The sequence below is a fragment of the Variovorax sp. YR216 genome, from assembly GCF_900107745.1.
Lineage (GTDB): Bacteria > Pseudomonadota > Gammaproteobacteria > Burkholderiales > Burkholderiaceae_C > Variovorax.
On sequence record NZ_FNRO01000031.1, the window covers coordinates 1 to 25850 of the forward strand.

At 63.4% G+C, this 25850-nt stretch carries 30 protein-coding genes and 1 pseudogene; 4 read left to right on the forward strand and 27 right to left on the reverse strand.

From position 1 onward, the window contains the following. Positions 1–227: 227 nt before the first annotated feature. The 3 genes and pseudogenes from BLW05_RS34305 to BLW05_RS34315 all read left to right on the forward strand — a co-directional run. A pseudogene (locus BLW05_RS34305) lies at positions 228–368 on the forward strand (quercetin 2,3-dioxygenase); the annotation flags it as partial. A 57-nt stretch (positions 369–425) separates the two neighbouring features. Beyond that, positions 426–869, forward strand: coding sequence for a DoxX family protein (locus BLW05_RS34310; RefSeq protein WP_093169260.1), 444 nt, complete (start codon positions 426–428; stop codon positions 867–869). A gap of 156 nt (positions 870–1025) precedes the next feature. Beyond that, complete coding sequence (locus BLW05_RS34315) at positions 1026–1928, forward strand: hypothetical protein (protein ID WP_093169262.1); 903 nt, start codon at positions 1026–1028, stop codon at positions 1926–1928. Positions 1929–2218: 290 nt separating this feature from the next. On the opposite strand, the gene BLW05_RS34320 is transcribed toward BLW05_RS34315, so the two are convergent. From BLW05_RS34320 to BLW05_RS34380, 14 genes are all read right to left on the reverse strand, one after another. After that, entirely contained in the window at positions 2219–3001 is a 783-nt protein-coding gene (locus BLW05_RS34320) for a cyclase family protein (protein WP_093169264.1), read from the reverse strand. 53 nt (positions 3002–3054) lie between these two features. Beyond that, entirely contained in the window at positions 3055–3609 is a 555-nt protein-coding gene (locus BLW05_RS34325) for a flavin reductase family protein (RefSeq protein ID WP_093169266.1), read from the reverse strand. Next, entirely contained in the window at positions 3606–4733 is a 1128-nt protein-coding gene (locus BLW05_RS34330; protein WP_093169268.1) for an LLM class flavin-dependent oxidoreductase, read from the reverse strand. Before BLW05_RS34330 ends, BLW05_RS34325 begins: the two co-directional genes overlap by 4 nt. Positions 4734–4953: 220 nt before the next feature. Further along, entirely contained in the window at positions 4954–5493 is a 540-nt protein-coding gene (locus tag BLW05_RS34335; RefSeq protein ID WP_093169270.1) for a winged helix DNA-binding protein, read from the reverse strand. Between the two features lie 499 nt (positions 5494–5992). Further along, positions 5993–7720, reverse strand: coding sequence for a type IV secretion system DNA-binding domain-containing protein (locus BLW05_RS34340; protein WP_093169272.1), 1728 nt, complete (start codon positions 7718–7720; stop codon positions 5993–5995). Next, positions 7720–7863, reverse strand: coding sequence for a helix-turn-helix domain-containing protein (locus BLW05_RS35780; RefSeq protein WP_143045017.1), 144 nt, complete (start codon positions 7861–7863; stop codon positions 7720–7722). The genes BLW05_RS34340 and BLW05_RS35780 overlap by 1 nt, the downstream gene beginning before the upstream one ends. Positions 7864–8030: 167 nt before the next feature. Further along, on the reverse strand, positions 8031–10283 hold the full coding sequence (locus BLW05_RS36715; protein WP_256330641.1) for a helix-turn-helix domain-containing protein: 2253 nt from the start codon (positions 10281–10283) through the stop codon (positions 8031–8033). A gap of 237 nt (positions 10284–10520) precedes the next feature. Continuing rightward, a complete protein-coding gene (locus BLW05_RS34355; RefSeq protein WP_093169276.1) occupies positions 10521–11789 on the reverse strand; it encodes a DUF1173 domain-containing protein in 1269 nt (422 codons plus the stop codon). Then, positions 11786–11992 (reverse strand): hypothetical protein, encoded by a 207-nt coding sequence (locus BLW05_RS34360; protein WP_093169278.1) that lies wholly within the window; start codon positions 11990–11992, stop codon positions 11786–11788. Before BLW05_RS34360 ends, BLW05_RS34355 begins: the two co-directional genes overlap by 4 nt. 13 nt (positions 11993–12005) lie before the next feature. Next, on the reverse strand, positions 12006–12254 hold the full coding sequence (locus BLW05_RS35785) for a hypothetical protein (RefSeq protein ID WP_143045018.1): 249 nt from the start codon (positions 12252–12254) through the stop codon (positions 12006–12008). A gap of 22 nt (positions 12255–12276) precedes the next feature. Beyond that, the gene (locus BLW05_RS34365) at positions 12277–12936 is read right to left on the reverse strand and encodes a phospholipase D family nuclease (RefSeq protein ID WP_371127019.1); all 660 of its coding nucleotides are present in this window, start codon (positions 12934–12936) and stop codon (positions 12277–12279) included. Continuing rightward, positions 12876–13238 (reverse strand): hypothetical protein, encoded by a 363-nt coding sequence (locus tag BLW05_RS34370; protein ID WP_093169282.1) that lies wholly within the window; start codon positions 13236–13238, stop codon positions 12876–12878. Before BLW05_RS34370 ends, BLW05_RS34365 begins: the two co-directional genes overlap by 61 nt. After that, a complete protein-coding gene (locus BLW05_RS34375; RefSeq protein ID WP_093169284.1) occupies positions 13238–13525 on the reverse strand; it encodes a hypothetical protein in 288 nt (95 codons plus the stop codon). The genes BLW05_RS34370 and BLW05_RS34375 overlap by 1 nt, the downstream gene beginning before the upstream one ends. A gap of 54 nt (positions 13526–13579) precedes the next feature. Then, complete coding sequence (locus BLW05_RS34380; protein WP_256330642.1) at positions 13580–14440, reverse strand: lytic transglycosylase domain-containing protein; 861 nt, start codon at positions 14438–14440, stop codon at positions 13580–13582. A 75-nt stretch (positions 14441–14515) separates the two neighbouring features. On the opposite strand from BLW05_RS34380, the gene BLW05_RS36235 reads away from it, so the two are divergent. Beyond that, positions 14516–14743 carry a hypothetical protein gene (locus BLW05_RS36235; RefSeq protein ID WP_177142949.1) on the forward strand — a complete coding sequence of 76 codons (228 nt, stop codon included), beginning with the start codon at positions 14516–14518 and terminating at the stop codon, positions 14741–14743. A gap of 31 nt (positions 14744–14774) precedes the next feature. Here BLW05_RS36235 and virB11 read toward each other — a convergent pair whose 3' ends face one another. The 13 genes from virB11 to BLW05_RS35790 form a co-directional block, all read right to left on the reverse strand. Beyond that, positions 14775–15797 carry a P-type DNA transfer ATPase VirB11 gene (gene virB11 / locus BLW05_RS34385; protein ID WP_093169286.1) on the reverse strand — a complete coding sequence of 341 codons (1023 nt, stop codon included), beginning with the start codon at positions 15795–15797 and terminating at the stop codon, positions 14775–14777. Between the two features lie 11 nt (positions 15798–15808). Beyond that, positions 15809–17038 carry a TrbI/VirB10 family protein gene (locus tag BLW05_RS34390; protein ID WP_093169288.1) on the reverse strand — a complete coding sequence of 410 codons (1230 nt, stop codon included), beginning with the start codon at positions 17036–17038 and terminating at the stop codon, positions 15809–15811. After that, on the reverse strand, positions 17038–17946 hold the full coding sequence (gene virB9 / locus BLW05_RS34395) for a P-type conjugative transfer protein VirB9 (protein WP_256330643.1): 909 nt from the start codon (positions 17944–17946) through the stop codon (positions 17038–17040). Before virB9 ends, BLW05_RS34390 begins: the two co-directional genes overlap by 1 nt. A gap of 7 nt (positions 17947–17953) precedes the next feature. Beyond that, positions 17954–18622, reverse strand: a complete 669-nt coding sequence (locus BLW05_RS34400; RefSeq protein ID WP_093169292.1) for a VirB8 family type IV secretion system protein — start codon at positions 18620–18622, stop codon at positions 17954–17956. Then, positions 18619–19503, reverse strand: coding sequence for a TrbL/VirB6 family protein (locus BLW05_RS34405; RefSeq protein ID WP_093169294.1), 885 nt, complete (start codon positions 19501–19503; stop codon positions 18619–18621). Before BLW05_RS34405 ends, BLW05_RS34400 begins: the two co-directional genes overlap by 4 nt. A gap of 2 nt (positions 19504–19505) precedes the next feature. Continuing rightward, the gene (locus BLW05_RS34410; protein ID WP_093169296.1) at positions 19506–19847 is read right to left on the reverse strand and encodes a hypothetical protein; all 342 of its coding nucleotides are present in this window, start codon (positions 19845–19847) and stop codon (positions 19506–19508) included. Continuing rightward, positions 19840–20076: a hypothetical protein gene (locus BLW05_RS34415; protein ID WP_093169298.1), complete on the reverse strand. Its 237-nt coding sequence runs from the start codon at positions 20074–20076 to the stop codon at positions 19840–19842. Before BLW05_RS34415 ends, BLW05_RS34410 begins: the two co-directional genes overlap by 8 nt. An 18-nt stretch (positions 20077–20094) precedes the next feature. Beyond that, complete coding sequence (locus BLW05_RS34420; RefSeq protein ID WP_093169300.1) at positions 20095–20781, reverse strand: TrbJ/VirB5 family protein; 687 nt, start codon at positions 20779–20781, stop codon at positions 20095–20097. Further along, entirely contained in the window at positions 20778–23456 is a 2679-nt protein-coding gene (locus BLW05_RS34425; RefSeq protein WP_218135275.1) for a VirB4 family type IV secretion/conjugal transfer ATPase, read from the reverse strand. The genes BLW05_RS34420 and BLW05_RS34425 overlap by 4 nt, the downstream gene beginning before the upstream one ends. Then, a complete protein-coding gene (locus BLW05_RS34430; RefSeq protein ID WP_256330644.1) occupies positions 23443–23742 on the reverse strand; it encodes a VirB3 family type IV secretion system protein in 300 nt (99 codons plus the stop codon). Before BLW05_RS34430 ends, BLW05_RS34425 begins: the two co-directional genes overlap by 14 nt. 6 nt (positions 23743–23748) lie before the next feature. Then, positions 23749–24132, reverse strand: a complete 384-nt coding sequence (locus BLW05_RS34435; protein WP_093169303.1) for a TrbC/VirB2 family protein — start codon at positions 24130–24132, stop codon at positions 23749–23751. A 64-nt stretch (positions 24133–24196) separates the two neighbouring features. Next, a complete protein-coding gene (locus tag BLW05_RS34440; RefSeq protein ID WP_093169305.1) occupies positions 24197–24736 on the reverse strand; it encodes a KfrB domain-containing protein in 540 nt (179 codons plus the stop codon). A gap of 11 nt (positions 24737–24747) precedes the next feature. After that, entirely contained in the window at positions 24748–25809 is a 1062-nt protein-coding gene (locus BLW05_RS35790) for a CAP domain-containing protein (RefSeq protein WP_143045020.1), read from the reverse strand. Positions 25810–25850: the final 41 nt, after the last annotated feature.

The following is a 25850-nucleotide window of genomic DNA, read 5'->3' on the forward strand; positions in this document are numbered from 1 at the left end:
TTTCCTCCCTCGAGGTTTGTGCGACACCTGCCCTCAGCTTGTGGTCACTCCATGCGCTGCGCGTTTGCCGGGCAGATGTCTCACAAACCTTAACGAGTGCAGTCCTTAAAGAGGGCGGGGCGGACTGCGGCTTCGTGCCCTGAGCGGAAGTCCCAGGCTGCAAATTTTGACGTTCGGGCGCCTGAGGCTTCATGCGCAAAGCGGCTGATGAAACCGATCTGCACGCTGTGCACATGGTGCGCGGCGAGCTCGAGGTGAACGGCCAGAAGCTCACCGGCGGCGACGCGGCGAAACTCGAAGGCGAGTCGCAACTGCAGATCAAGGCCGGCAAGGACGCAGAGGTGCTGGTGTTCGACCTTCAGCCCTGACCCAAAACCCAAACGGCAACCACCGGTTCAACCTTTTCAACACACAGGAGAAATTTCATGTCCAACTCGATCACCGCCACAGCAGGCCGCAGCGACGCCGGCGCGCTCCCCGCAGCCGATGTCTTCGCCCTGATCGGCCGCCTGCTGGTGGCCTACCTCTTCATCCCAGCCGGCTTCGCCAAGCTGACGGGCTTCTCCGGCATTGTGGGCTACATCACGTCCGTCGGGATGCCGATGCCCACTGTGGCCGCGGCCGTCGCCATCATCGTGGAGCTCGGCGCCGGCATCGCGCTGCTGCTGGGCTTCAAGACCCGCATCGCCGCCATCGTGCTGGCCGTATTCACGCTGGTGGCCTCGTTCTACTTCCACGCCTACTGGGCGGCGCCTGGAGCCATGAAGATGGTCGCCACGCTCCTGTTCAACAAGAACATCGCGGTGGTGGGCGGCCTGCTGGCGCTTGCGGCCTTCGGTCCCGGCCGCTTGTCGATCGACAAGAAGTAAGCCGGCCAGGGCCTGGCGCCCGAGCCCCGGGACGCGCAGCGTGGCGTGTCTCGGGGCTTCTTCCTTGGCTCACCCATCGCCTTGAGGATTTGTTAGCCCGCCTGAAAGGCAGATCATTCGAGAAATTCGTCCGTGTCGCGGATGGCTGGAGGCGCTATGTCCAAGCGTTGGGCTTTCATCTTGGTGGTTCTGGGGCTTGGCTTTCTCGCGCAGCATCAGGCGAGGGCAAGCATGTTCGACGCGCCACTTCCGGAAGACCTCTTCGTGATGGAACCCGCCCCTGAGGTACCAAGCCAACTCAAAGCGTTCTCCGGGAAGTGGACCGGCAAGTTGATTGGCGCGCAGATCCAGTCTGAGCACACGATGGTGGTGGAGCGCATGGACCCCAACATGACATGGGTGGTCTGGGCCATCGGCCCAGGTCGCTCCATTGTTGGAGGAGGGCAGTCCGGGTGGTTCCGTGTGCCCGGCCTGCTGAACAAGTCCTCGGAGCTTGTTCTCCTCATTGGATCTGCTCGGGTCGTCTACAGGCTCTCCGGCCCCGATGAACTCGAGGTAGTGAGTACCGTGCAGGGCTTCAATCAGAAAGGAACCCTCAAGCGGGTTGCAATGCCCGTGCTGCCCTACACAAGCAAGCAGCCTCCCACCTATTGGCCGAACCGGGCGGGACGCGGAGACGTGAAGCCAACGACGTCCACCGTCGTGGCCACCTTTCCGGAGACGGCCGTCATCTCGCCAGTGAAACCAGACACACCACCGGAGCGCGCCAAATGGCTCGGCAAGTGGGTGGGCTCCGCGTGTAACGACTTCGAATGCGATGTGAAGCTTGCAGTGCTCAGTGTGACGGCAGATTCGGCTCGCGTGATTCAGCTTTTCGCGTCCAAATGGGGGCCGCCTGAGCCGGCGATCCGCGATGCAGTGTTTGAAGGCGACGAGCTCATTCTGCGCGCCGGTCGGATGCGCACCGCCTATCGCATGCGTCCTTCAGGGCAACTCGATGTCTTTCGGGTCGACCCGAACGGCACGTTCGTTTGGGGGGCTTTGGCGAAGGAGCCCTAGCGGGTCCGCCATCGCCTGGAGCCGGGCCTGGCAGTTGGCAGATCGTTCCTTTTTTGGGTACCTTTGTACCTCAAATAGGAATTCACGAAAGGCGCCCTTGAGGCCTTTTTCTCGCAGGCCGAACAGCAGCGTGAACCGTCCTTAGGGAGGGCAGGGCGGATCAGCGGGTTCGTGCCCTTTGGTGGACCTCTGCGCGAGTTCGTCGAACTGGAGCAACCGGCCACGAGCAGTCCTTTGCTGGGCGTGCTGCGGCCGTCAAGTGTCAGAACGACAAGCAGTCAAGCGTTGGCTTACCCCACCAGCGCAAGGACTCGTAGTGGACTGCCCGACCCGCCCTCGATCTTCAGCGGTGCAGCAAGGATCACGACGCCCGTCGGCGGCAACTGGTCGAGGTTCGTCAGGCATTGCAGTCCGTACCTGTTCGAGCCATGCATCAGTGTGTGACAGGGATAGGCCACTGGCCACGCATGAGACTGGCCCGCATCGGTGTTGATCGTCTCGACGCCGAATCCCCTGACATCGCGCTCCTCGATCAGCCATTGCACCGCCTCCTGCGTCGGACCCGGCGTGTGCGCGCCGTCCTCGCGCATGTTGACGAATGCAGCCGGATCGTCGAGGCGCTTGGACCAGTCGGTCCGAAACAGCACCCAGGCGCCGGCCGGAATGCGTCCATGCCGGGCTTCCCATTCCTCGAGGAAATCCACAGTCAACAGCCAGTCGGGGTCCAGTGCGACCTGGGCACTCGCGTCCACCACCACCGCCGGACCGACAAAGTGCGAGGGGTCGATCGTGTCGACGGCGTTGTTGGGATGGTCCTTGCCGGTCACCCAGTGCACCGGCGCATCGAAGTGCGTGCCGGTGTGTTCGCCGCATGAGAAGTTGTTCCAGTACCAGCCCGGGCCGGCATCGTCGTATTGCGAGATCTTCTCCACCTTGAACGACCACACCTGGCCGAACTGCGGCGGCAGTTGCAGTGCGGGAAAGGATGGCGACAAGGTCTGGGTTAGGTCAACGATGCGCACCGAGTCGGTAGTCAGGGCACGCTGGAGCGGGGACAGGGAGCTTTGGTTCATGGAGGGTCTCTGCAAATGAAGTGGCGCGAGCGATGCGTGGCTCGCACGACGAACTAGGCGCGGCAATCGGCGAGCTGGTGATAGCCGCCTCGCCAGTACACCAGCGGGGCCGCCTCGATCTCGCCGCGGTGAATAGCCATCACACGTCCGACCAGGATCCAGTGCGAGTGCTTCTGGATCATGTCGTCGATGCGGCAGTCCAGCGAGATCGCACTGTCGAGCATGACGGGTGCGCCGCCTGCGGTGAGCTGCGTCCAGCGCTCGGTGGCGTAGCGCTGGCTGCCGGTCACGCCGCTCATGCCGGCGAATCGATCAGCGACCTGCTGCTGGGCGTGTGTGAGCATGCTCACTCCGAAGCGATCGGTTCTGAGCAGCAGCGATGCCGATGAACTCGTCCGGTTGACGCAGGCGATGACCGTGGGCGGATCGGCCGAGAGTGAGGTCACCGAAGTGGCGGTGAATCCGGAGCGCTCATGCCCGACCTGCACCGTGACGACGCTGACGCCCCCGGCGAGTTCGCGCATCGCCGACTTGAAGGCCGACGGTTCGGCCGCTATGGCGAGCGAATGCGGCGCGCCCGAGATGGATGTGGCTTGCTCGGCATTCATGCTGCCAACCGCAAGGAATCGGGGGCCACTTCGACGGGCGCGCGCAGCCCTCGGGATTCGAGGATGGGCAGGACCTGGTCGCGGAAGTAAGGGAACTCCTCGACGTAGTCAACGAAAGACAGGGTGGTTCCCTTGAAGCCCGCCGCGGCCAGCGCGCAAATGCCGTCCGCCACCTGCTCGGGGGTGCCGGTCAAGGGATAGCCTCCATGGCCGGCCGCCATGCGATCGCGGATCAGCGCCAACAAGTCATGAGGAAAAGACTTGGCATTGGCGAACTGCAGCGCAATGAGGTTGTCGACCGCAGCCCAGTCGGCGTGGTCGTTGCCGAAGTGCTTGAGATAATCCTTTGCCTCTCGCTCGGTGGGCCGGCACACGACATGCGAGAAGGTCAGTATGTCGACCTTGCGCTCTTGTGCGACGGCCTTGGCCTTCAACTCGGCAATCTCCTGGCTGGATCGATCGAGATCTATCGCGGGCGTGAACAGGAAGTCCGCGTTGTTCAGGGCGAACTCGCGCCCTTCGCTGGAGCCCGCGGCGTTCAGGATGGGCGGTCGGCCGCTGCGCGGCGCAGGAAGGCCGTAGGCCTTGCTGAGCTTGAAATACTCGCCGTGCCAATCGAAGGGACGCGGGTGTGTCCACAGTTTCTGGATGATGTCGAACCACTCCTGCGCGTAGCCATAGCGGGTCTTGTGATCGTCGGCCAGCGCCAGGCCGAGCGCTTCGTACTCCGGCCGGTTCCATCCGGCAACGATGTTGAGACCGGCGCGTCCCGCGCCGACCTGATCGAGCGTGGCGATCTGCTTGGCCACCACCATCGGATGGTTCGCCGCGGTATGGACCGTCGCGAACACAGTCAGACGCCGGGTGTGGGCCAGCAGCGCGGCTGCCCAGGTGACAGTCTCCAGCACGTTGCCATGAAAGTCCGTCTCGCCACCGTAGCCGATCCATCGCGCGATGGGCAGCATGAAGTCGATGCCAGCCTCATCTAGCAGCCTTGCCAGCCGCAAGTTGTTATCCCAGGAGTTGTCCCATCGTTCTTCGACCTTGGTGACAGACATGCCGCCCGAGCAGTTGGAGGCGAACGTGCCCAGCAGGAAGTCGGATGTATTCAGCAATCGATTCATGGATGCTCCTTCGGTTGACGACGGCTTGGATGCCGAGTTGGATCAGATAGACATTTAAATAGACTTTCTATTTGATTGAAGTATAGAAATCCACCTTCGAGCCGGTACCGGGGTTTTCCCCGGGGTTGCGAGTTCAGGGCAGGGCACGCCCCGTCGTGGTCCTCGTGCCCCGCCCGGGGGCCGAAGAGATGCGCTGCGTGGGATGAGGAAGAGGTGCGAATCAGCCTCGACGGTGGAACGTGGCGGCTTCCCGCGTCACTGATTCGTACAGCCGTTCCAGGAGCTCAAGATGGGCTCCGGCGCTGTGCGAATGCTGCCTGAAGGCGGGGTAGCGTTTGGCACCTTCCAGCAGCAACTTCTTTCGTAACTTGGCGTAGTCGTCACAGACCTTGGCGCCTTCCGCCGTGGCTTCGTAGTAGACGCCAGCCCTTCCCGAACCCTGCTTTTCGATGAAACCCATTTTGAGCAGCTTGCGGAGGCCGTACTGCACATTGGGCACGTCCTGGCGGTTCGTGAGATGCAGCAGATCTTTGATGGTCTTCGGTTGGTCGTGCATGCGAATCACGTGCAGCAGCGCGTTCTCCTGGCCGGTCAGGACCGCGCCCGTGACGGCCGCCAGGCACTCGGCCTGCCATCGCACGAACGACTCGTAGGTGCGCATCACGGCGTACTCGAGATCGGTCAACGCGACACCGAGATCGTCTTCGGCCAGGTGCCAGTGGTGCGAGGCGGTGGCGCGCTTTGATTTTTCGGATTTCATCGATTCGAGGAAGGCGCAAGGGTTGCCGAAGGCGAAATCGGCTGCGTGAGTGACGACGAATCATAGGGGAGTAGAAGCACCGAAGAGCTACACTTCCGCTTTTCGCTCGGAGCGTCTGCGATCGGATGACTCCGGCGGAAGTCGGGGCCGTTTGCACTCGTCACGCCATGAACTTGTCGCCGTGACGGTGCAGGTCAAAAGGCCGATTAGAGATCGAGGCATGATGTGCCATGCGAGCGTCTGCTCTCGCTTGAACACTATGTTCGCAATGGGACTGCGCAGCCTGGATGATTGAACTGTTCGAATACCGCTGCGCAGTAGCGGTGCGAGCAGGCGGGCATTGCATGCCTGACTGCTTGATGCTAAAGACCAGCCACTGCAAGTTGCAGGAGCTACGACTGTGCCCCACAAAATCCAGTTCTATTGGGTAAATCCCTGCGCCTTCACTCGGACTGGCAGGCTTGCTCATCGCCGACCAAAGGATGGGTCTGCGTGTGACTCAGCTTGAGGTGTGAGGCGCGGCGTCAGCGAACAGGTCTGCTGTGCGGTCTGCATTAATGGATCGGCGCGCCCGGCGTTTGGGTGCCTTCGAGGATGTCGTTGTCGTTGGAACTTCCGACGCCGGGCCTGGCTGTTGCACGGGCTTGGCGGTTTGCGCGGTGATCTCGATCGCCGTCGCCCGCTGCGGGTAGGCCACGTAGGGCAGCGTAATTTTCGCGATCGGGAAATCCTCCGCGAACATCACGTAGCCCTGCAGGTCCTTGAGGTTGGAGATCTCCGAGTCCATGACGACCGGTTCAGGCGGGCTGGCCACCAGCTGCCGGCTCCCGCCACCGCCGCGCCCAACGGTGTTCGTGATCTGGATACGCTCGACGTGCTGCTTGCCCAGGATTTCGCTGGCCTTGTCGGCATTGAATGCGTTGGACGCACCGAAAATCAGGTAGTTGCGGAAGCACGCGAGCAGGGTCTTCGCCGAGTCCTTGCCGTATGTTTCGTCCAGCTGCGCCCAGTCCTGGATGCTGCCGACGATGCGCAGACCGTGCTTGCGGCCCTTGGTGGCTGCAGGCACGAAGGATTCGAGCTTGCCCAGCGACTCCAACTCGTCAAGGAACAGCCAGAGGCGCGCGTCGGTCATCGGCTCGTGGCTGAGCGCCGTGGCACAGATCATGTCGATCCAGGTGGCGACCAGCGGGCGCTGCTCGGCGCGCATGTCCTCGCGCCAGGTGATGAACAAGTTGCCCGCCTCCGGGTTCTGAACCCACGCCCGCAGCGAAAATTCGCCCCTGGTCATGAAACGCAGCGGCCGCACGTACTTGTTCATCATGAACTGGACCGACGCAATGGCCTTCTCGGCGTTCTCGCGGAAGTAGCCTTGTGAATCCGTGCCTTCCAGGAAATCGCGGATCACGGAGCCGTCCTCGCGAACAAGCAGCGTGACCAGCGCGTCCTGGTCGGCTGCATTCGTCTCCACGAGCTTGCGCATCGTGTCGGCCAGAACGTCCCGCGTGTAGGCGCACCACTGCTCGTCGTTCGAATCGACCTGCGGCGGAATGATGCTCTTGGCGATGCGAGCGTAGTCGTGCACACCCTGGATTTCGTTGAAGATCGTCCAGCCCGCCGAGCGCGTGTCGAACGGGTTGAGGATCGTGTCGCCCGGGAAGCTGAACTTGGAATAGAAGGTGCCGTTGGGATCGATGACCGCCATGCGATCGCGCCGTTTGACGGCTGAGGAGATCATGGCCTCCATCGCGACGGACTTGCCGGCGCCCACCGACGCGCAGATCAGCGTGTTGCGGTTCTCCAGATGGATCGGCACGGGCATCAGCCCGACCATGATCGGCGCGAGGTCCTTGATGTCGGGATCGACCTTGCGGAATTCCTTGCGCCGGCGTGCGTTCTCGCGGCGATTGGCGGCGAGCACCAGGCTCTTGACCCGATGCCAGTTGGCCATCTTCGATCCGCGCATCCAGCGCCGAAATGGCGCGCCGCGGAACATGTCGTCCCCGTACTCGTGCAGCAGCCAGCCGACACCAGCGGCGATCGCCAGGCCTGACAGCAAGCCGCCCATGATGACTGGGTGATGAGGCGTGATCTGGAGAGCTGCGTTCAGCGCCTGTGGGAAGGGCGCCAGCGGGACGTTGCCCAGATAGGTGCCGGCGAGCCAACCCGCGACGGGCGCAGTGAGTCCGAAGAGCAGGGTGGCGTTTTCGACTTCGTGCTTTTGCATCAGTGCGACTCCCCCATCAGTGCCTCGGGCGGCAACGCGAGCCAGCTCGAGATCGTCGTGGCCGTGGTGCCCAGGGCGCGCGCGATTTCGCGCAAGCCTTGCCCTTGCGAGCGCAGCGCGTGCGCCTGCCGGGCCCGTGGCACGTTGGCCTCGCGGATGCCAAGGCCCGTGTAGTGGTCCGGTCTCTTGGCGCGTCTGGCCTGGCGTCTGCGTTCTTTGAGCAGTGCGGCTCGCGCCTGGGGGTCGCGAGGCAGGTCAATCGCGCGTATGCGGGTCCGGCGAGTGTTCGTATGAGCTTCCATCTGTCGGTTCAGGTGAGTGAAGGTGATAGCGGCGGCGAGTTCAGAAGTGCGCGCACCGCCGAGACGAAATCGCACGCGCGCAGGTGCATGACCAGATCGATGAGGCCGCCGCCGCCCTTGCCGGCCCGGGTGTCGAACCATTGCAAGCCCGAGAGCACGAGCTCCACGACCCGGCCACCATCCAGGCTGACGTGGATGCGCTGCCCGCTCTTGCGCGGCGCGTAGGTCGCATCGACCTTGAAGTGCAGGCCCAGCGCATCGAGGCCGCCGGTCAGCGACCCATGGCGAAGCTCGCGCAGCCGCTGCGCATCGAAGCGCCGGCCCTCCTGGCGGCACTCGCCGCGTACGGGTCCGGCTGACTGCACGAGCTGCAGCTGAACCGAGCCGCGATGCGCCACTCGACCCGGGGCGGGCGTGGCGTGCGGTGGGGTGCTCACCGGTTCCGCTGCGCCCTGGATCGGACTCAAGATCCCCCCCGACCCCCCCTGGGCTGCTCGCATCAAAGATGCGGGGACGGGAACCTGCACGGCTACGCCATTACTTAAAAAACTTTTGCTAGACGCTGGCCGGCGGAAGGGCAGCGCGCACGCGGGCTGTGGATAAGTTGCAGGCGTGAGGGCGCAGAGCGGTCGACCGGATTCAGTGGGCTCGGGAAGTGGCGCGCGGGCCTGGGCAGGCGTCGCGGTCGCTTTGCCTGCTTCGCCGTTGCTTGCTTCGATGCCATGGCCACCACACGTCATCGCCGCCGGGCTCGCTTCGATCCCCAGCGCCTCGGGCGACAGCTCCAGCCAGGCGGAAATCGTCTTGGGCGTGACCCCGAGGGCTCGCGCAATCTCACGCAGGCCCTGGCCTTGCGAGCGAAGAGCCTGCGCCTGCACGGCGCGCGGAATGTTCCCCTCACGGATGCCGCGGCCGGTGTAGTGGTCCGCACGTTGGGCCCTGCGCGCCTGGCGAGAGCGCTCTTTACGCACCCCCGCCGGCAGGATGACCACCATCTGATCGACCAGGCCCGCGCGCTCGATGTCTTCTCCAACCAGGCTCCACATTCCTTCGGGGGAATGAACGTAGCGTGGGTCCTTGTAAGGGGTCAGCCGCGCGCCGGCTGCCTTCCGCTCGTAGGCTTGGCTCGCGTTGCGCACGGCCGTGCCCATGGTGTCCAGCGCCTCGCGATCGCTCATGCCCGCGATGTGCGCGTTCTTCCAGGCCAGCAATTCGGTCTTGAGAGACGTCTCGTCGCTGCATGTCCACGCGAGGCAGCAGGTGGCGAGGAAGAGATATCGGTCGCGCGCGCCCTGCGCAATGCCCTGCGGATACGCCTTCGTGGAAAGCAGCGTCAGGTCCGCAAGGCGTGCAGCAGCGGTGGCAGCGAAGGAACGACCCCTACGGCACGTTCCCGGGGATGACGCATCCGGCGCCGCCCGCCTCGTCGCCTTCAGGTCACGCCGCGGCGCCAGCTCGAGGACCCGCGCCTTGCGTTGGGCCTGCAACTCGACACGCGCGAGCGGCAGGATCTGATCGGCCAGGAAGTCAAAGGCATAGCGCCGTGGCACGAGCACCTCGGCCGTCACCCGGCGGCAGTGCGCGGGCGCCTTCGTGTTGACGGTGCCCACGAGTCGGAGCACGCGAGCCGAATCGCACACGGAGGCGTCTGCCCCGAGAGGGCGGAGCAGTTCGATGAGGCGCTTCAGGCAAACCTTCCAGCGCAACTCGGCCTTGCCCGTCACAGCCCGCTCGAAAAGCCAGTACAGGTGCACGCCGTTGCCGGTGTGGGTGGCCATGTTCGGTGTCGGAATGCCCGCTTGTGCGAGCGCGTTCAGGGCCTCTTCGCGCATGGCCATGAAGTCGTCCTCGAAGTCGCGCCCGCGCGCCTTGGCCAGGCCGAGATCCAGATCGACCATCAGGCATGTCAGATGTTTGAGGCTCCTCCCGTTGCGCCAGCCGTAGAACGTGTTGACGCTGATGTAGCAGTCCGCTGCGCCCTGCAGCGTCTGCAGTTGCCGGACGATCGCCTCGAGCTGTTCTTGCCGCGTCCCATCTTCCGGCCTGCTCGTGACGCAAAGGAGCCGGTCCGACAGTGCGCGTGGATCGCCGGGACCGCCAGAATCGGCGGCGGGGTGCACCAACTCCAGCCTCACGGCAGCCTTCTTGCGCTGAACGGGCTGGTGATCACCCCTGGGTCGCACGATCGCCTTGTTGCCCACTGGCGTGCCGATTGCGAACCCAGGCCACAGCGCCGCCACGTGATGCAGGGGTGTTTCCATCCGATGCAAGGAAGGGAATGCATGGCCTTGCGCAGGCTGCTGTGATGGATCTCTAAGCGCCGACATGACTCACCATGCCGGCAGTTCGCATGTCTTTGAACATCGATTGCCTTTACGTGGCTTGGTGAGATAATCTTTGCGCTCCTGATCGACTCACCAAGCCTTGAACACTTGGATCAGGAACATCGGCAGCAGCGCGTTGCGAGCGCGCTTCTTCCACACGGTCTCAGGATCGGGTCAAAGGCCTCCAGGAATCTGGAGGCCTTTGACTTTTGGGGCCTCCGTCGCGTGACCGGGATGGTGTTGATCGAGCGGCAACGCAGGCATCTCGAGCTCGCCCGCGCGCCACAGCCATCGAGCGAGGTGGCTGCTCTGCATCAGTTCGTCGAGCGCGGCTTCGTCATCCCCAGTGGCGCCCGGTGGCAGCACATACATCGCCGTGGGCTGGGGGCTTGTATCCGTCGCGACCAGGCTAGCGAGCGGCCGATTGGCAGGCAGGTTGTAGCGAAGGGCCTTCGAAAAACGACGATGCGCCCCGGCCATCGCGTCGATCACCGTCTTGTCGTAGCTGCTCTCGAAGGGAATCCAACCCTCGGTGACCGTCATCAAGGCCACCTCTTCCAGCGAGGCGACTCCGGTATGGCCCACGCCGAATGTCCCGATGGCCACGAGGTGGGTGTCGGGCATGGCATCCCACAACCCGAGTTCGGTCTCGAAGCGCTTGCGCAGGCGCTTGTGGAGATCGTCGTTCATCATGAAATGCCAGTCAGGCAGATGCTTGAAGACGATCTTGTGCCCGTAACGGGAGGGCGCGAGTTCCTTGACTTCGCCGACCACGATCATGAGGGGACGAGGTCCGGATGCGATCTCTGTTGCGGCGGCTTTGGTGGTGTGCTTGATCCGGCGCTGCGCGATCTCGTGCGTGCGTTCGGCGTTGAAGCTCTCCGGAATGTAGAGGAGGTCCGCCAATGAGACGCCCTTTGCCGTCTTGTCCGAGGCCGCCTGCAGGAGGTGCTTGCGGATGACATACCAGTTGCGCTTGCCTGCCATCGTCGGCGACCAGCGGTTGAAGCCAGCTTCCTCCCACAGGTAGTGCAGCGTTCCCCGCAGCGTGAGCCTGTTGCCATCCGTCATGACGCTGCTCGCATCGGAGCCGCCGGTAGCCGGCGCAGGGCGGCCAGACGACTTCGCCAACGCAAAGTCGAATTTGAGCGCGGTCAGGCCCTTCTCCGGGTCTTCGTGGATGGCGCTGCCCATGACCTGGCCGATCCCGGAGAGCTCCGGGGGTGGCTCGTAGGAGTCGCAGGCAGGTGCATGGTCACGTCCGGTGTTGGGCATGCGCTTGATCGCGAGCCTGCCCGCGATCTTCGCGATGTACATCTCGATGCCGGGATTGCGGCAGAGGCAGAGCGGGCGAACCTTGCCGGCGTAGGCAGTCACCAGCTCGGCCGCAAAGCCGGGGTCGTCGCCCTGGACGATGACGTCGTTAATGCGGTAGAGGCTCATGTCACCGCACCCGGGAGAAGCGTTTCCTGCACGGCCTCGCATCGCTGGACCATCAGGCGCGCAAGGAGCTCGGCGTCTCGCGCGGCATCGACGATGTCGCGCCCCATGGCGCTTTTGAGCGCGTGCTTGAACCAGTGGCTTGCAGTGGGCGAGTCGAGGAGATCCTCGATCTCCGACAGGACTTTGTTCAGAGCGTTCGCCATCTGAAGCTCTCCCTCAGATGCGGCGGCGCACGAGCGCGGCCCGCTTGTCCGTCGCCTGCTGTCCGGCGGCGCTTCCCTCGATGGGTGGGCTGAAGTGCGCTCGGTGCTTGCCGGTCGCTTCCCCGCGGCCCTGTCTGGACCGCCGAAACGACTCGGCCAGGATGCTGGGTTGGCCTCGCCAGAAGAAGGCGCTCGTGGGTGCCGCAGGTTTCTGGCTCTTGCCCGCACTTCGCGCATTTCGATTATTTTTGCTTGCGTCCATGTTGTTTGCTCCCTGGCACTGTCTAGTAGGTCGATCGATAGGGTTGGCCTTGGGCCCAGCGGCTTTGCCAGTGCGCGATGTACTGGGCCGCGAGAGCCGGGTCGTTCCGCACCACGAGCACGTTCTCGCTGTTGCGTTTGGCGGCCGCGGCCGTGAAGTTGAAGCTGCCGGTCTCCACATGCCGTCCGTCGACGACGATGTACTTGTCGTGATGGATCGCATAGACGCTCACCGTTCGGGTCGGTATGCCGGCATTGATCAGAAGGTTGAGCGCCTCTCGGGAGGCGTGGGTCCGGCTCTCCGTCAGGTTGTTCTTGTGGTCCACCACGACGGCCACATCAACGCCGCGACGCTTCGCATCCAGCAGCGCCCGCACCACGCTCGGAGAGGTGAACGAGTAGGCAGCAAGCCGGATCGAGGAGTTGGCGGAGCCGATGACCTGGATGACGAGGCCTTCGGCGCCGCCATCCGGAGAGAACGCGACCTCGACGGATTCATGGGTCGCAGGAAGATCCGGGACGCTTGGCGCGGGACCTCGCGCGTGAGCCGCAGAAGCAAGCGCGATCAGGAGCGCAGGCGCAAGCAGCCGTGCGATCGCGGCGGATAGCTTGATGGATGGGGTCATTCCGTGGCCCCGATCTTTTCGCCTGACAGGGCCCACAGCTGCAGGCGATCCCTGCATGGAGCGGCCTTTTCGTGGAGGTCCGAGGTCAGGGTGTCGATGACGACATAGCCGGCGTAGCGCGCCTTCACCTCGCGCAGCACGAGGCGGCGCGCCTCGGCCGCATCGCTCGCGAAGACGCGGGAATGAACCAGCTTGACGATGGAGTCGGCGTCCCGTCGCTTCAGGAGCGCAGAGACCATGAAGGTCTTCGATTGCGCCTGGTCCGCACTCGCCAGGTTTGGCGTGAAGGTCAGGGCGATCGCGACGGCAACGCTCGACAGCCCGCGCATGGCCATGGAGAGCAGTTCGGCCGTGCCCATCACCGAGGCTCCCCATCCCCGCAGATCCAGTCGATGCAGGAGGCGTGCGTCACCTCCCGGGTGTCGGCGACCGTCAGTTCGGCGGTGTGATACCCACCGCGGTCGGGCTGGACCGCAAAGGTTGCGGCGAGCCGTGCCTCGGCGAGATTGGCGAAGACGACCGACTGAGGAACCCCCAGTCGCCCTGTGTAGGACATCCTGCAAGGGCCTTCATAGCCCAGGGGTAGCCTGCTGAAGGCTGTGACGGTACCGTGGTGGTCCTGACCTCCGGCTATCAATGTTCTCATGTGCTGGTCTCCTGATCATGGGACGGGGCTCTGTGGTTCATGGCAGTGCCCGCCCTAGTTGACGAACTGGACGAACGGCGCGTCTTGCTGCGCGTTGGTCGGCTGAACTGCTCGCGCAGGTGTCGGTGTTGGTGCCAGTGCGTTCCGTGCCGCTGAGGCTGGCGCGGGTGATGTGGGCGTGAGCAGCTGCACCTTGACCGGCGCCGTGTCAGGCGAGGCGGCCTGTTGTGGGGTGTCGACACGCTGGGCGGGCGCATCCGCATAGACGACCCATGGCGAAGGATCTGAAGGCCGCGTCCTCGCTGTCCGTGGGGAGGAGGGCCGAGCGGCCGATCGAACTGGTATCGCACTGTCGGAAGCCTGCGGCTGGACCGCAGGCACGACCGGGCTGGATTGCGCCAGATCGATCGCGTTGGCGACGACCTTCTGTACGTAGCTCGGCTGGCCCGTCGAATCCGGACGGAAGCCGCGCGTGAAGTTGCCCGAGTAGTAGCAGCTGAAGGCGGCGCGCAGTGCCTGCTGGTCGTCAGGAATCCGTTCCCGGGCGCGCAGGTAGCAGTCCTTCAGGATCGCCGCACCTGCCTTGAGATTCCCGCAGGGTTCGAAGATGGTCTCGTAGGTGTGGCTGTACTTGGCGAGGTTGTAGCGGTTGACCTGGCCGAGACCCATGGAGAAGTTGAAGCCCTTGCTCTCCAGGTCTCGGGCCGCGGCCACCGCCTCGTCGAGGCTGCGTGGCTGACGCTGGAGGCTTCCGCCCACCACGCCGATCGCGTAGGGGTTCCACGACGATTCGGTGGACACCACACCCTTGAGCGTGGTCGGATGGATGTCGGGCGCGCAGCGCGCGGCCAGCTCGTCGAAGGGGAGCGGTGACGGGTTTGCAGAGACAGGACCCGGCGCGATAGCCAGGAGCACTGCGCAGACAGCCGTCAATAGCACGCCTGGGTAAGATCGCCAAAAACAAGTCAAACCGTCCAGGAGGAGATTGCGATGGCGTCGCTTACCTGCATCGACTGCGGTCGATCGCTCATTCCGACAGCACGGTCCTGTCTGCACTGCAGCTCGGACGATCCCTTTGGGCATGCTCGCAGGCGCGAACGGCTGGCCTTCATTGCGCAGGTCGTCATCACCGTGCTGCTGATCTTGCTGGCGATTGCTGTCAATCGAGGATGGGTGGCGTCTGCGATGCTCGACGACGCCTCCCGCCATCTGCTCTAGCACGGGGAACTTCGCGTCCCTTCGCCGACGTTCAAGCACCCGCATACTGGATCTCCGAGATGTAGCGGCCGTTGCGCTCGGTGTATTTCCACTGCACGACAACGTCGACGCGGCGCTTCACGCGCTCGATGATCTGGTCACGGGTGAGCGACGTGTTCCCGTCCATCAGTTCGCCGAAGCGGTCGTACATCTCGGCCGGCGAATCGGCATGCAGCGTGGTGATCGAACCCCGGTGGCCGGTGTTGAGCATGTTCAGGAACTCGATCGCTTCCGGGCCACGGATCTCGCCGATGATGATGCGGTCAGGGGTGAGCCGCATGCAGCACCGCAGGAGAAGCATCGGGGTCACGGCAAACTGGCTGGCCGCCTGGCTGCGCGCATAGGACAGCCGCACCCAGTTCAGCTGGATGGGCTCGACCTCACGCGAGTCCTCGATGGTCACCAGGCGCTCATGTGCAGGGATGTACTGCAGCAAGGCGTTCAGACACGTGGTCTTGCCGCAGTACGTGCCGGCGGAAATGACGATCGTCTTGTGCGCGAGCACGGCCGCACGAAGGAACTCCTTCCAGTTGCCCGACCGGTAAAGGTCTCGCAGGCGATCGTCCGAATACGGCTCGTCGTCGACCTCCTGGTTCACGAACCGGAAAGCGCCTTGGGCCTGGTACTTGTCCAGGTCCATCTTCACCAGCGACTGCTTGCGGATCGTGATCGTGACGGTCCCCTCCGGAACGACGGGAGGCAGGATCATCTCGGTGCGGTAGGTCCCCCGCTCGAAGTCGGGGACGCCGTCCTCGAGGTTGACCGGGATCTCGGCCGAGAGGATCGGGCTGTCCCTGTCGACTTCCAGGCTCCTGAACGAGGCCGTGACTTCCGCAAGGGAGTGCAAGAGTTGGAAATTCAGCTCAGGCACTTCAATCCGCTGCGCGTAGAAGGAATCCCTCGTGCGCAGCCAGATCTCTCCGGGCTTGTTGATTTGGAGCTCGGTGACGCTCGGGTCATCGAGGTAGCGCGTGAGCGGGGCGAGCTTCGACCTGAAGGACGCGATCTGCGACATCGACCGGCCCTTCAGTTGATGAAGGTCACGCCATCGTGCTTGGCAAGCTCGATGTCGGCCTTGTAGATCGACGTGAAGTCCAGATCCCGGTTGACGTAGATCCGGATGCGGGTGGCCGCTGGCACCGTGATGGTGGGCGGCATGTTCACATAGGGCTGCAGCACCGTCTGGGAAGTCTGCGCGGCTGCCTGCTGGACCGACTGGCGGTAGTAGGACGAGGAGTTCTGCTGGTCCATCGAGCTCACACCCACATTGGCGGCGCCGGCGCCGATGATCGAGAGCAGGGCGGAGACGCCGAAGATCTCCGCGAAGTGCGTGTCGACCAGACCGCCCATGCCCGCGGTGCCAAGCTGGTCGGCGCCGACGCTGTCAAGCGTGACTTGCACGCCATCGGGCCGACGCAGGGTGTTCCAGACCGCAAAGAGGCGATCCTGTCCCTTGCGCAACTCGGCGCTGTAAACCCCGCAGACCCTCGATCCCCATGGAATCAGCGTGACGCGGCCCTGCGAGCCGTAGACGTCGCGCTGAACCGTCGCGCAGATCATGCCCGGCAGGTCGGAGATCGCACGCGGCTCGAGCACCGCCTCGACCATCTTCCCCTGCAGGATCTTGTAGTCGAGATGGTCGATGGTACTGGCCAGGCTTGTCGGCACGCCATTGCCGGACACCCCCCGGGCAAACCGCGAGTTGCTGTCCTGTGGCGCTCGCGCGGCTTGCTCGGCGGCCGCCACCCGGTCGCCTGCTGCGGCGATCGATTTTTGGGCGTCGTCTTGCTGCGGCGCACGGTTCGCGGAGTTCGGCGGGATGATCGCGGACTTCAGGCGCGCCTCGAGCATGCGGCGCTCTTGCTCACGGCGCTGAGCTTCGAGCGGGTCCTCTTGCGGGCCGGAGGTCTGCGTGACCGTTGCCGGCGTTGGGGAGGTCGCGGGCGCTGCGGCATTGGTGACGGGCGGGACGGTGGCTGCAGCCTGGTTCGAGGGTTCCTTGAGTTTCGGAACGGGCTTGCGCTCGGCGATCGTCAGATCGCGGTTCGCGGAAGGGGTCTGGGATCTGGAGCCATTCTGGACATACCAGACCGCGCCAAGCGCGGCCAACGTCAAGACGGCAAGGGCGACACCACTCAGCTTCTTCTTGCGCCCGTCGGCGATGATCGAACTGTTGGCCTGCTTCTCCCAGGATCCCAGGGCGGCTTCTCGCTCGGCCTTCAGAGGGTTGGTGGGCTTGTCACCGTGCTCGGCCATCACTCGCCGCCCCGACTGGTGCGTCCGCCGGGGCGACCGAAGATGATGGACGAGCGGTGACCGGCGAGCGCGTTGCTCTGCACGCACAGGTACGCTTCTCCGTTACGAAGCGTGAAGCGACCCGCAGTGCGTTCGACCACGAGGTAACCACCTTCTCGGCGCGTGTTGACGATCGACTCAGTCCCATCCGGCCCGACGGTGTAGACGGCGGGGATCTCGGCGCCCTTGTCGAACTGGAAATAGGTGAACTGGCCGTCGTCAAAAGCGCGCTTCAGCTGGATGGCACCGGTCTCTCCGGAAGTGCTGTAGTCGATGTTCATGCGGGCCATGTCGATGGCCGGCGCGTTGCCGGACGTGCCTGGGCCGTTCATGCCGCTGAACGTGTCGCGCTGCATCGAGCCTGCCGATCGCTGCAAGGCCTGTGGGTAGACGAAGCGCACCAGGAAGGTCTGCGTGGCCCGCCCCTTGCCGCTCATGAGTTTGAAGTAGTAGGTGCGCCGGTCGGTGATGACCGTCAGGTTCGTCTCGGCGTTTGGCTCAACAGGCTTCAGGAACAGGCGGTTGCGGTAGGGCACCGTCTGCCAGGCGATGGAGTCACCGAGGGTGACGACCTCGACTTTCTCGTCTGCGGCGAACTCGATCGATGTCTGGTAGCCGTAGGTGCCGACGATCTCGTACACCTGGTTCGGGTCGTAGGCCACCTGCCTGACGCGGTTGTCGGTGACCAGCGGGTTCGGGAACTTGGCCGCGTGTGCGGGCGCCGCACACGAGCAAAGGCCTGCGCCGAGAGCGAGCACTGCGGCGAATGAAGCGAAAAGAGGTGTGACAGCGAGAGGGTTCTTTGGAGTCTGATTCTTCATATCGTTCTCTTTCTTGTCATGAGGCGCAGCCGTATGGGCGCGATGCATTGGTGCGCTATTGGCGGCTCAGCTCCTGGTCCTTGCGGTACGCGGTGGCCGCGAAGCCGAGCGGGTTCTCCCAACGGTCGCCCAGAGCCAGTGGCTTGAAGGTGTATGTGTAGTGAACGAGCGCGGTGAAGTACTCGACCTTGGCTTCGGCACCCGGCTTCTCGAGAATAGACTGGAAGGACACCTGGTCCTTGCCAATCGCGGTGATCGCCGTGATGCGTGGCGAGCGCCTGCCGCCCGCACCGAGGTGGTAGTACGGATTGTTCGGGTTCTCGGCAGCCGTCTCGGCGTCGTACTGACGCGCAACCTCCTGCGTGGCGTGCAACCGGCACAGATCCGCATATCGCTGGCGCCAGGCCGGATCGAAGGTGTTGCAATACACGACGAAGTCGTTGATCTGGCTCTGCACGAAGCTTTCGTGGGCCGTCAAGGACTCGCGCGACGTGATCTCCTGCTTGATGACATGACCGTTGGCGTCTAGTACCGACACCACGGGAATGACCGTGTGTATCTTCGCCAGCACGGCGACTGCGCCACCGAGGCCGGCCACGCAGATGAGGAGCAGGGCGATGAGGAGGTAGGCCCTGTTGCGTTCCTGCCGGAGCTTGTTGGTTCCCCCGAGCTGCAGCGCCGCGCTCGCGACATCGCCTCGGAAGGTTTTGCTGCCCGCGCTCATCGTCCTGCTCCCTTGGTGATGGCAGAGCGCACGATCATCATGAGAACGCCGGTGGATGCGGCAGCTCCGCTGGCGAGCGCGGCGGCCCAGCTACGCACGCCCAGCATGAATAGGATCAGAATGCCTTCTACGACCACAAGCTGGAAGATGTCTGCACTCACCAGCGTTGTATCGGCCGCCGCTTGCACCACCGACGTGTTCTGCGCGATCTTCCCGGCCGCATCGAATGCGTCGCCAAAAGCCAGGAAGCCGAAGCGCACGATGGCCACAACCAGGACGTACATGATGCTGGACGTCAACATGGTGTTGAGCCAATTCATCCCCCAATGGCGCGTCTGCTCGAAAAGGAAGAAGGCCGAGAAGATCGGCAGCAGAACCATGGTGATTGCCAGGCCGAACTTGGCAATGGTCATGTAGAACAGCGCGACCACGAACAGGATGCAGTTCACAAGGAACAGGATCACGCCCGCCTGGATCATGGCGAGCTGATAGAAGTTGGCCTTCAGTAGCGCGTTGGCCACCGCCGAGACGTTCTGAAAGAGCGCGTCCAGCATGTTCGCGGTCGGTTGGCCGGCCATGATCGTGCCGGCCGCGCCTTCCATGAAGGACACGAAGGCGTTGTAGATCGAGCCCGCGAAGCCGCTCCAGTTCAACGTGCCAAAGACAGCAGCGGTGAGGACCGCCTTGGCCAGAAAGTCCTTCCACGCCAATGGCGAGTGACCGGCGTAGATTCGATAGCCGAACAATGCCCAGTAAAGGATCGCTGCCAAGTAGACTGGGGTGCTGACCGCTGTGGCGAGTGCCGGATACGTCTGGTTCAGAAATGCCTGAGTGACACTGTCGGCTCCGCCGACCATCCCAGTGAGGGTCATCGATGCCATGGCTACTTACCCCTCACTACTTGAAGCCAGCGCGCTCTGACGCGAGGATCGAGGACATCGTCGTCGTTCAGGCGAATTTGGCTTTGATTCCAGACGCTGGTCTTGATCTGATCGACGCAGCCTTCCTTGGCATGCGGCGAGGAGGTCTTGGCATCTTCGAAGACGATGGCGCCGCAGGGCTCGAAGAAGTTCGGCACCAGTCGCAGCATTTCTGCGCGATTCGCGGTCAGTAGCGGATTGGCCGGCGGGGCAATGGTCTGGCCCGCATGCAGGATGTAGACAGCGCCGCCTCCCGTCGCGATACCCGTGACGAAGGCGACGATTAATGTCCAAAGCCTACGCATGGTCTGTGCTCTCCAGAGCGATCGTGTTCAGGGGCCTGAAATCGCAGGCGCAGGGCGACTTGTCGAACTTGTTCGACAGGCTTGTGCAACCGGAAGCCGCGCTCACGACGAAGGCAAGAAGGAGCAGACGCCACCCCTTCCTGAGCAGCCATAGAGTCAACCAGCTTGGAAGCCAGAACGGAGCGGTGATGATCTTCACGAGCGTGAAGAGGTTCTTGAGAAGCGACATGTTTCCTCCCTTGGTCGGTCAGTTGCGGAAGAAGCGGTTGTTCTCCGCCGTGGCCTGGTTCTGCTGATTGAGCGCGTTGGCCTGCAGGTTGAGGTTCATCGCACCCAGCTTGCCCATGGCGCTTTGCAGCATCCCGTTCTCGGTCGCGATCCGGTTCTGCAGGTCCTGGGCATCCTTGACGTTGGAGGTCGAGTCCACCTGCTGGCTGAGCTTGGCGAGGTTGTTCAGGTGCGTCTGCACTTGCCCGTAAAGCGCATCACCGCCGGACATGGCCGCGCGCACTGAGTCGGTGCTGAGCTTGTAGCTCGTCGCGGTCTGCCCCTGCGGGTTCTGGAAGAGCTCCTGCGGCATGGTCTTGAGTAACTGCTCGTACTGGTCCTGCTTGGTGCCGTAGGAGCCCTTGGACTGCAGGGCGACAACCTCCTGCCAGGAGCCGGGCACGACCGAGGAGGCGTTGATCGAATCCGAAAGACCGATCTGACCGCGGCCGTAGCTGCCCGTCACGGCGTCGTACTGCTGCTTGAGTTGGTCGTACTGACGCTTCATCTCGGCGATCTGCTCCACCCACTTGGCAATCGTCTCGGCCTGGTTCATGGTGCTCAGCGTGTCCGAGATCGGGGCCGCGACGACGAGCTGGGCGGATGCGCCGGCGTGCATGCACAGGGCGAGGCAGGCAAGTGCAAGGTTCTTGGTGACAGGTTTCATCCGGTAGCTCCCTTTGGTATGAGGTTGTGGGTGTTCTTGGCGATCGCGCGCTCCATGAAGACCGGCACCCAGCGCTCGGGGTCTTCGGTGCCAAGCTCGCGCTGGATCTCGTGCATCAGGGCCACGCCCTTGTCGTTGGAGGACAGGACGGGAATGAACTGCGGCATGTCCGAAAGGTCGAAGATCGCCTTGACGGTCTCGTTGCCGCGCTGGATGAGGAACTTGCGCTGCTCGGGCGGTGTGTCGCGCACGAATTCGTAGGCGGTGGGCGAGACGTCCAGGGCATCCACGTAGTCGGCGCGCTTGGCTTGCCCATTGGGCAGGTAGATCCTGGTGGCCGACTGCTTCTGGATCGAATCGGTCTCGCAGTACAGGTACTTGGCGTCTGGCGTGACGAAGATCAGGAGGCCGTTCTTGCGCCGGATCTGCATGATGTAGCTGTCGATCTTGGCGCGCCAGAAGGCGTGCTTCACAAGGTTCTGCCCTTCCTCAAGGACCAGGATGAAAGGCTCGCCGTTCATGGCCTGCTCGATGCGGTGGAACGGATAGCTCAGGACGACAGGCAGCTCCGGGCGGGCGACCTCGTCCTTGATGAGCTGGCGCATCTCGAAGCAGTAGTGCCGGCATCTCGTCAAGTCGACGCTGTCGTGCTCGTTGTCGAAAACACCGGCGTTCGCGCCGTTGCCATGCCATACGCGCATGTCCTTGGCGAGTTCTCCCTGCCCGAAGCACCAGGCGATGTTGCGCAGGCGCCGATCGGCTTCGGGCAACTGGTAGTTTTCGGTGACCGCCTTCTGGAAGCGCTCGATGTCATCGGGCTGGATCTCCCCGCCGTAGCAGGTACGCATGAGGGTGAGGAGCTCGACGAGGTAGGAGCGGTTCTCGGGCGTGTCGGGGAGCCTGAACGGATTCCATCCCATGCTGCCGTGCACCGAGAGCGTCGTGTGCAGACCGCCCATCGCGCACATGAACACTTTTGCGCCTTCGCGGTTGTCGAACCAGAAGACCCGCGGGCGGGCCTTGTCGGCCATGGCGATCAAAGCGGCGAGGAGGGTGGTCTTGCCGGCGCCGGTGTCCGAAGTGAAAGCGGTGTGGCCGGCGACCATGCCTTCCAGCTCCCGATGGAAGTTGAAGTTGTAGGCGGAGCCGCTCTCGGTCTCGAAGGCCATGATCGCCGGGCCCCAGAGGTTCCCGTGGACCTTGCCAGTCGCGAAGTTGTGCAGCGAGGCGAAGCCTGCGAAGTTGCCGGACTTGATCTTCCCGCGCCGGCCCATGAAGTGCTGGGCCTGGCCGGGCAGCTGCGCCCAGAAGAAGGTCTCGGCCGCGAACCATTCGCGCACCGGCCGCACGCCGAGGTTCACGAAGGCCTTCTTCATGAGACCGACCGCGTCGTCAAGTTCGGCGATGGTTTGGCGCTTGGCTTCGACCGCATCCTTGGAGCTGGTGTCGGCGCCAATATGGACGAGGATGGTCAGATGATGCAGGCCGTTGACCGAGCGACCGCGCGTGAGATCCTGCAGGCCCTTGGTGATCTCCTGCGTGTCCTCTTCCGAGACGCCCGAATGATCGTTGACCGCGAGGCGTCGGCGTTCCTGCTTCATGTCGTGCTCGGCGCTGATGCGATCGGTGAAGAAGAACGACTGGGTGAGGACGAACTCAACCGGCTGCTTGAGGAATTCGTCGAGCATCCGCGACGGGGTGCGGGCCGGCCACTCGGCCATGCTGAGCACGGCGGCAGCGCGTGTGCCGTCGACGTTCTGTACGGCCATGGTGTTGCCAACCATCCTGCAGTCAATCCAGGACGCGGCCAGGGAACGATCGAGCGGTAGTTCAGAGACGGGGATGCGCTGATCCTCGAGGTTGACGAGGTAGTGCAGAAAGCCGCCTATCTCGGTGAAGTCCTCGCCCAGGTAGTCGAGGACGTGATCGCTGCGGTACAGATCTTCGTAGCCGTGGTCGCGCTGGAACTGGTGCCAGCTCAGGCCAAAGCGCTCGATCGCAGCCTGCGCCTCGGCGCGGGTTGCCCTAGCCCAGGGAAACGTCGGTCGGCGCTGAATGCGCAGCTTGCGCGCGCCGTAGGCCGATAGCGTCTGGACCACCAGGCTCGCGGCCTCGTTGAGGTCCTTCGACTGTTCTTCGAAGGACTCGATGTCTTCCTGGGTGGCCTTGGAGGCAGAAAAGACCGAGAACAGGCGATCGAGAAAGCCCGGCATGCCCTGCCGGAAGCGGTTGCGGACGATCGAGATGTAGATCTCGTTGACGAAAAATGAGCGTTGCTCGTAGCGCCGACGCCAGGCTTCGTTGAAATGGCGCGAAAACCATGTGCCGCCTTCGCCCTCGGGATAGCGGTTGAGCCGCTTGCGGATCAGATGGACGTAGACGCCGCGATCGCTATTGGCGATGGAGCGGAGTACCGTATTGCGCTGGCGTTCGAACTGCTTGATCTGCTCGTCGCTGAGCGATTCGAAGTACAGGCCATCGATCTTGATGACCTGCACCAGACCGTCGTCCTTGGTGATGACGGTCTCGTCGTCGTAGTGGACGGTGTACGGGATCATGTCGCTCAGGGCCAGTTCCCTTGCATCGACTACTGCGCCTGCGGGGGCGGGTGGCACCGACATCGACATGTCAAACGTGCGCCTGAGGCTCTCGGTGAACGCTTTAGCGAGGCGCATAACGGCGGCACCTCCAGTGCTTCTTGTTCGGACAATGCTTCAGGCGCATAGCCGCTTCGAAGATGTCGAAGAGGTAGACGTCTTTCAGGCACACGAGGTAGCTCACGAGTAGGAAGACCGGCACCAGCGCCGCGGCCCAGAGCGATCGCATAGTGAGTGCGGCCATGCCCGGGAAGTAGATGCTCAGGGCGAGGCTCGTGAGCGTGAAGCCGCCCACCATGGTGGGACGGGTCATCGCGGCGACGAGCACTTCGCCGTCGCTACCATCGTCGTGGGTCGACTTCACCGGCGCTCACCCCACCGAACCGCTCGCAGCGCTGCGAATGCTTCCGACCAAATTGGGCGCGAAGAAGACCAGAGCGATGCCGAATCCCCAGCCGCCCAGTGTCATCAGGTCGATCCGACCGGTCTTCCAGCGGTAGCCCTGAATGGCCAGCGTGATGATGCCGATGTAGTACCCCCACTCGTAAATGAGGAGGTTGACGACGGATTTGAGGATGCTGGTGAGGCCGCCGAAAAGCCCGGAAGCGTCGGCGGTTTGCGCGCTGGCGAGCCCCGGGAGGAGCAGGATGCCGAAGACTAGGGCGTTGATTGCGAGTTCGGTCGCCTTATCTCGCTCGTTGGACGCGGCGGGCGCAGCGTCGGTGTTCTTCAGGAGAGCGGTTTCGTTATTCATTTGAAAGCCTTGTTGATGTGTGACAGTCTTTGGAAATGTTGGAATCGTTAGGGCAGGGAGGGCATCAACCGAACCCCTTGGGCTCGCGGCCCTTGGAGGTGCCTGTGCGCATCTCCATCGCGCCCCATTCGCGCAGGATGCCGACGCGGTTTGCGGGGTAGCGAATCTCGACCTTGGCGCCTGGGGAAAGCAGGCCTTGCGGGCCACTTAGTTCGCGCCGTTCGTGCCGAATATGTTGGCCCTCGACAGCCATGACGAGGTCGGCGTCGGTGATGGAGATGACCGTGCCGCGATAGGTCTTTCCCACTTCCGGGTAGTGCTGCAGCGGGGTGTCGTGTTCGCGGAGGCGCTCGTAAATGTGGGACTCGGCCGCCTTCTGCGCTTCGGGCAGGCTTGCATGGGGAGGCCCGGCGTAGACGACTGGGCCTTCGCCACCGCGCCATGAGGATTCGTAGCCGGCTATGAAACCTTCGGTGCTCTGGCGGGCAACAGGACGTACCTCGTAGCGACCGTCGGTGGAGACTTCCCAACCGCCGGTCCAGGTCGGTTTGCTGCTTGCGTCGACCGAAGCTGAGACAGCGCTAGCGTTATGCTGATTGGCCAAGTTGCTCTCCTTTAGTTCGGCGCGCTCGCAGCGTTGGCGAAGGCGCCGGTCGTGAAAGTGAAGGTCTTTGTGAAGGGCTTGCCGGCGTTGATGCCAACGATCGTCACCCGGTAAGCCGTGCTGGTTTTGAGCGGCTGGTCGGGCAGGATGGCTGCCTCGTGAGCCCAGAGGTAACCGTTGGGATCAGTGGTGGCCGACATAGTCGGCAATAGCGTCGGGGTGTTGCCGGTGATGACTTCCTGAAGGAGCGCCGAGCTGATCGTCAGCGACTTGCCGTAGTCGCCGAAGACAAAGATGGGCTGACCCGTTGGCGAAGTGCGCCCCGGCACGGGGTTGGGCGACTCGCTCGTAGACTGGGCGAATGTGCCGTTTGTTCCATCGCACGGATAGGTCGACACGACACCGGGGCTAGACGATCGCCTGCCGTCTTTGCCGGTGTATCCAATGTCCACCTGCGCCACAACACGCTTAGCCTGGTTTGTGGCGCCCGCTTCCTCGCTGGTCATGACAGCGAGCCCTACATCGCGATAGCCGTCAACTAGGCCCCTCATGTGATATGGGCCACTCAAGAGAGTGCGAATGCTCAGTTGTCCCACGCCTGTCGCACTGCTTCTGGCAAAGGAAGCGTTTTCGTCCTCGACCCAGCCGGCAGAGTAGCCCGCAGTAGAAGCACGGTCGAGCACGTTCACGCCCGTAAATCCTTGGGTGCGTTCAGTCTGGTAGTGCCCATTTCGGTTGTTGAGCAGCAGCCAGTTCGCGTGTCCCCTTGCCGCAGCATCCAGCGCGCTGTTGCGCACAAGGGGACCAAACCCGCACTTCAATCGCTCGTCGTTCAGAAGTTCGAACGCCGCAAGCTCTTCGGAGCCAGGCTCGGCTGCGGTCTGTTGCGTGCCGGTTGAACTCCCTGTCGCTGTTGAACTGGGCGTCGACGTTGTCGTCGACATGGCTGCCGGATAGCCGCCTGTGCCACCGCCTCCTCCACCGCCGCATGCGGTCAGTGCGAACGCGACCATGGTCCCGAATGCTGCCGTAAGCGCCTTCTCGAATGCTCCTGCCTTGTGATTCCTGATCATGTGTGCCTCTCTGATCTGTGTGCCAGAAACTCGGTCGGTGG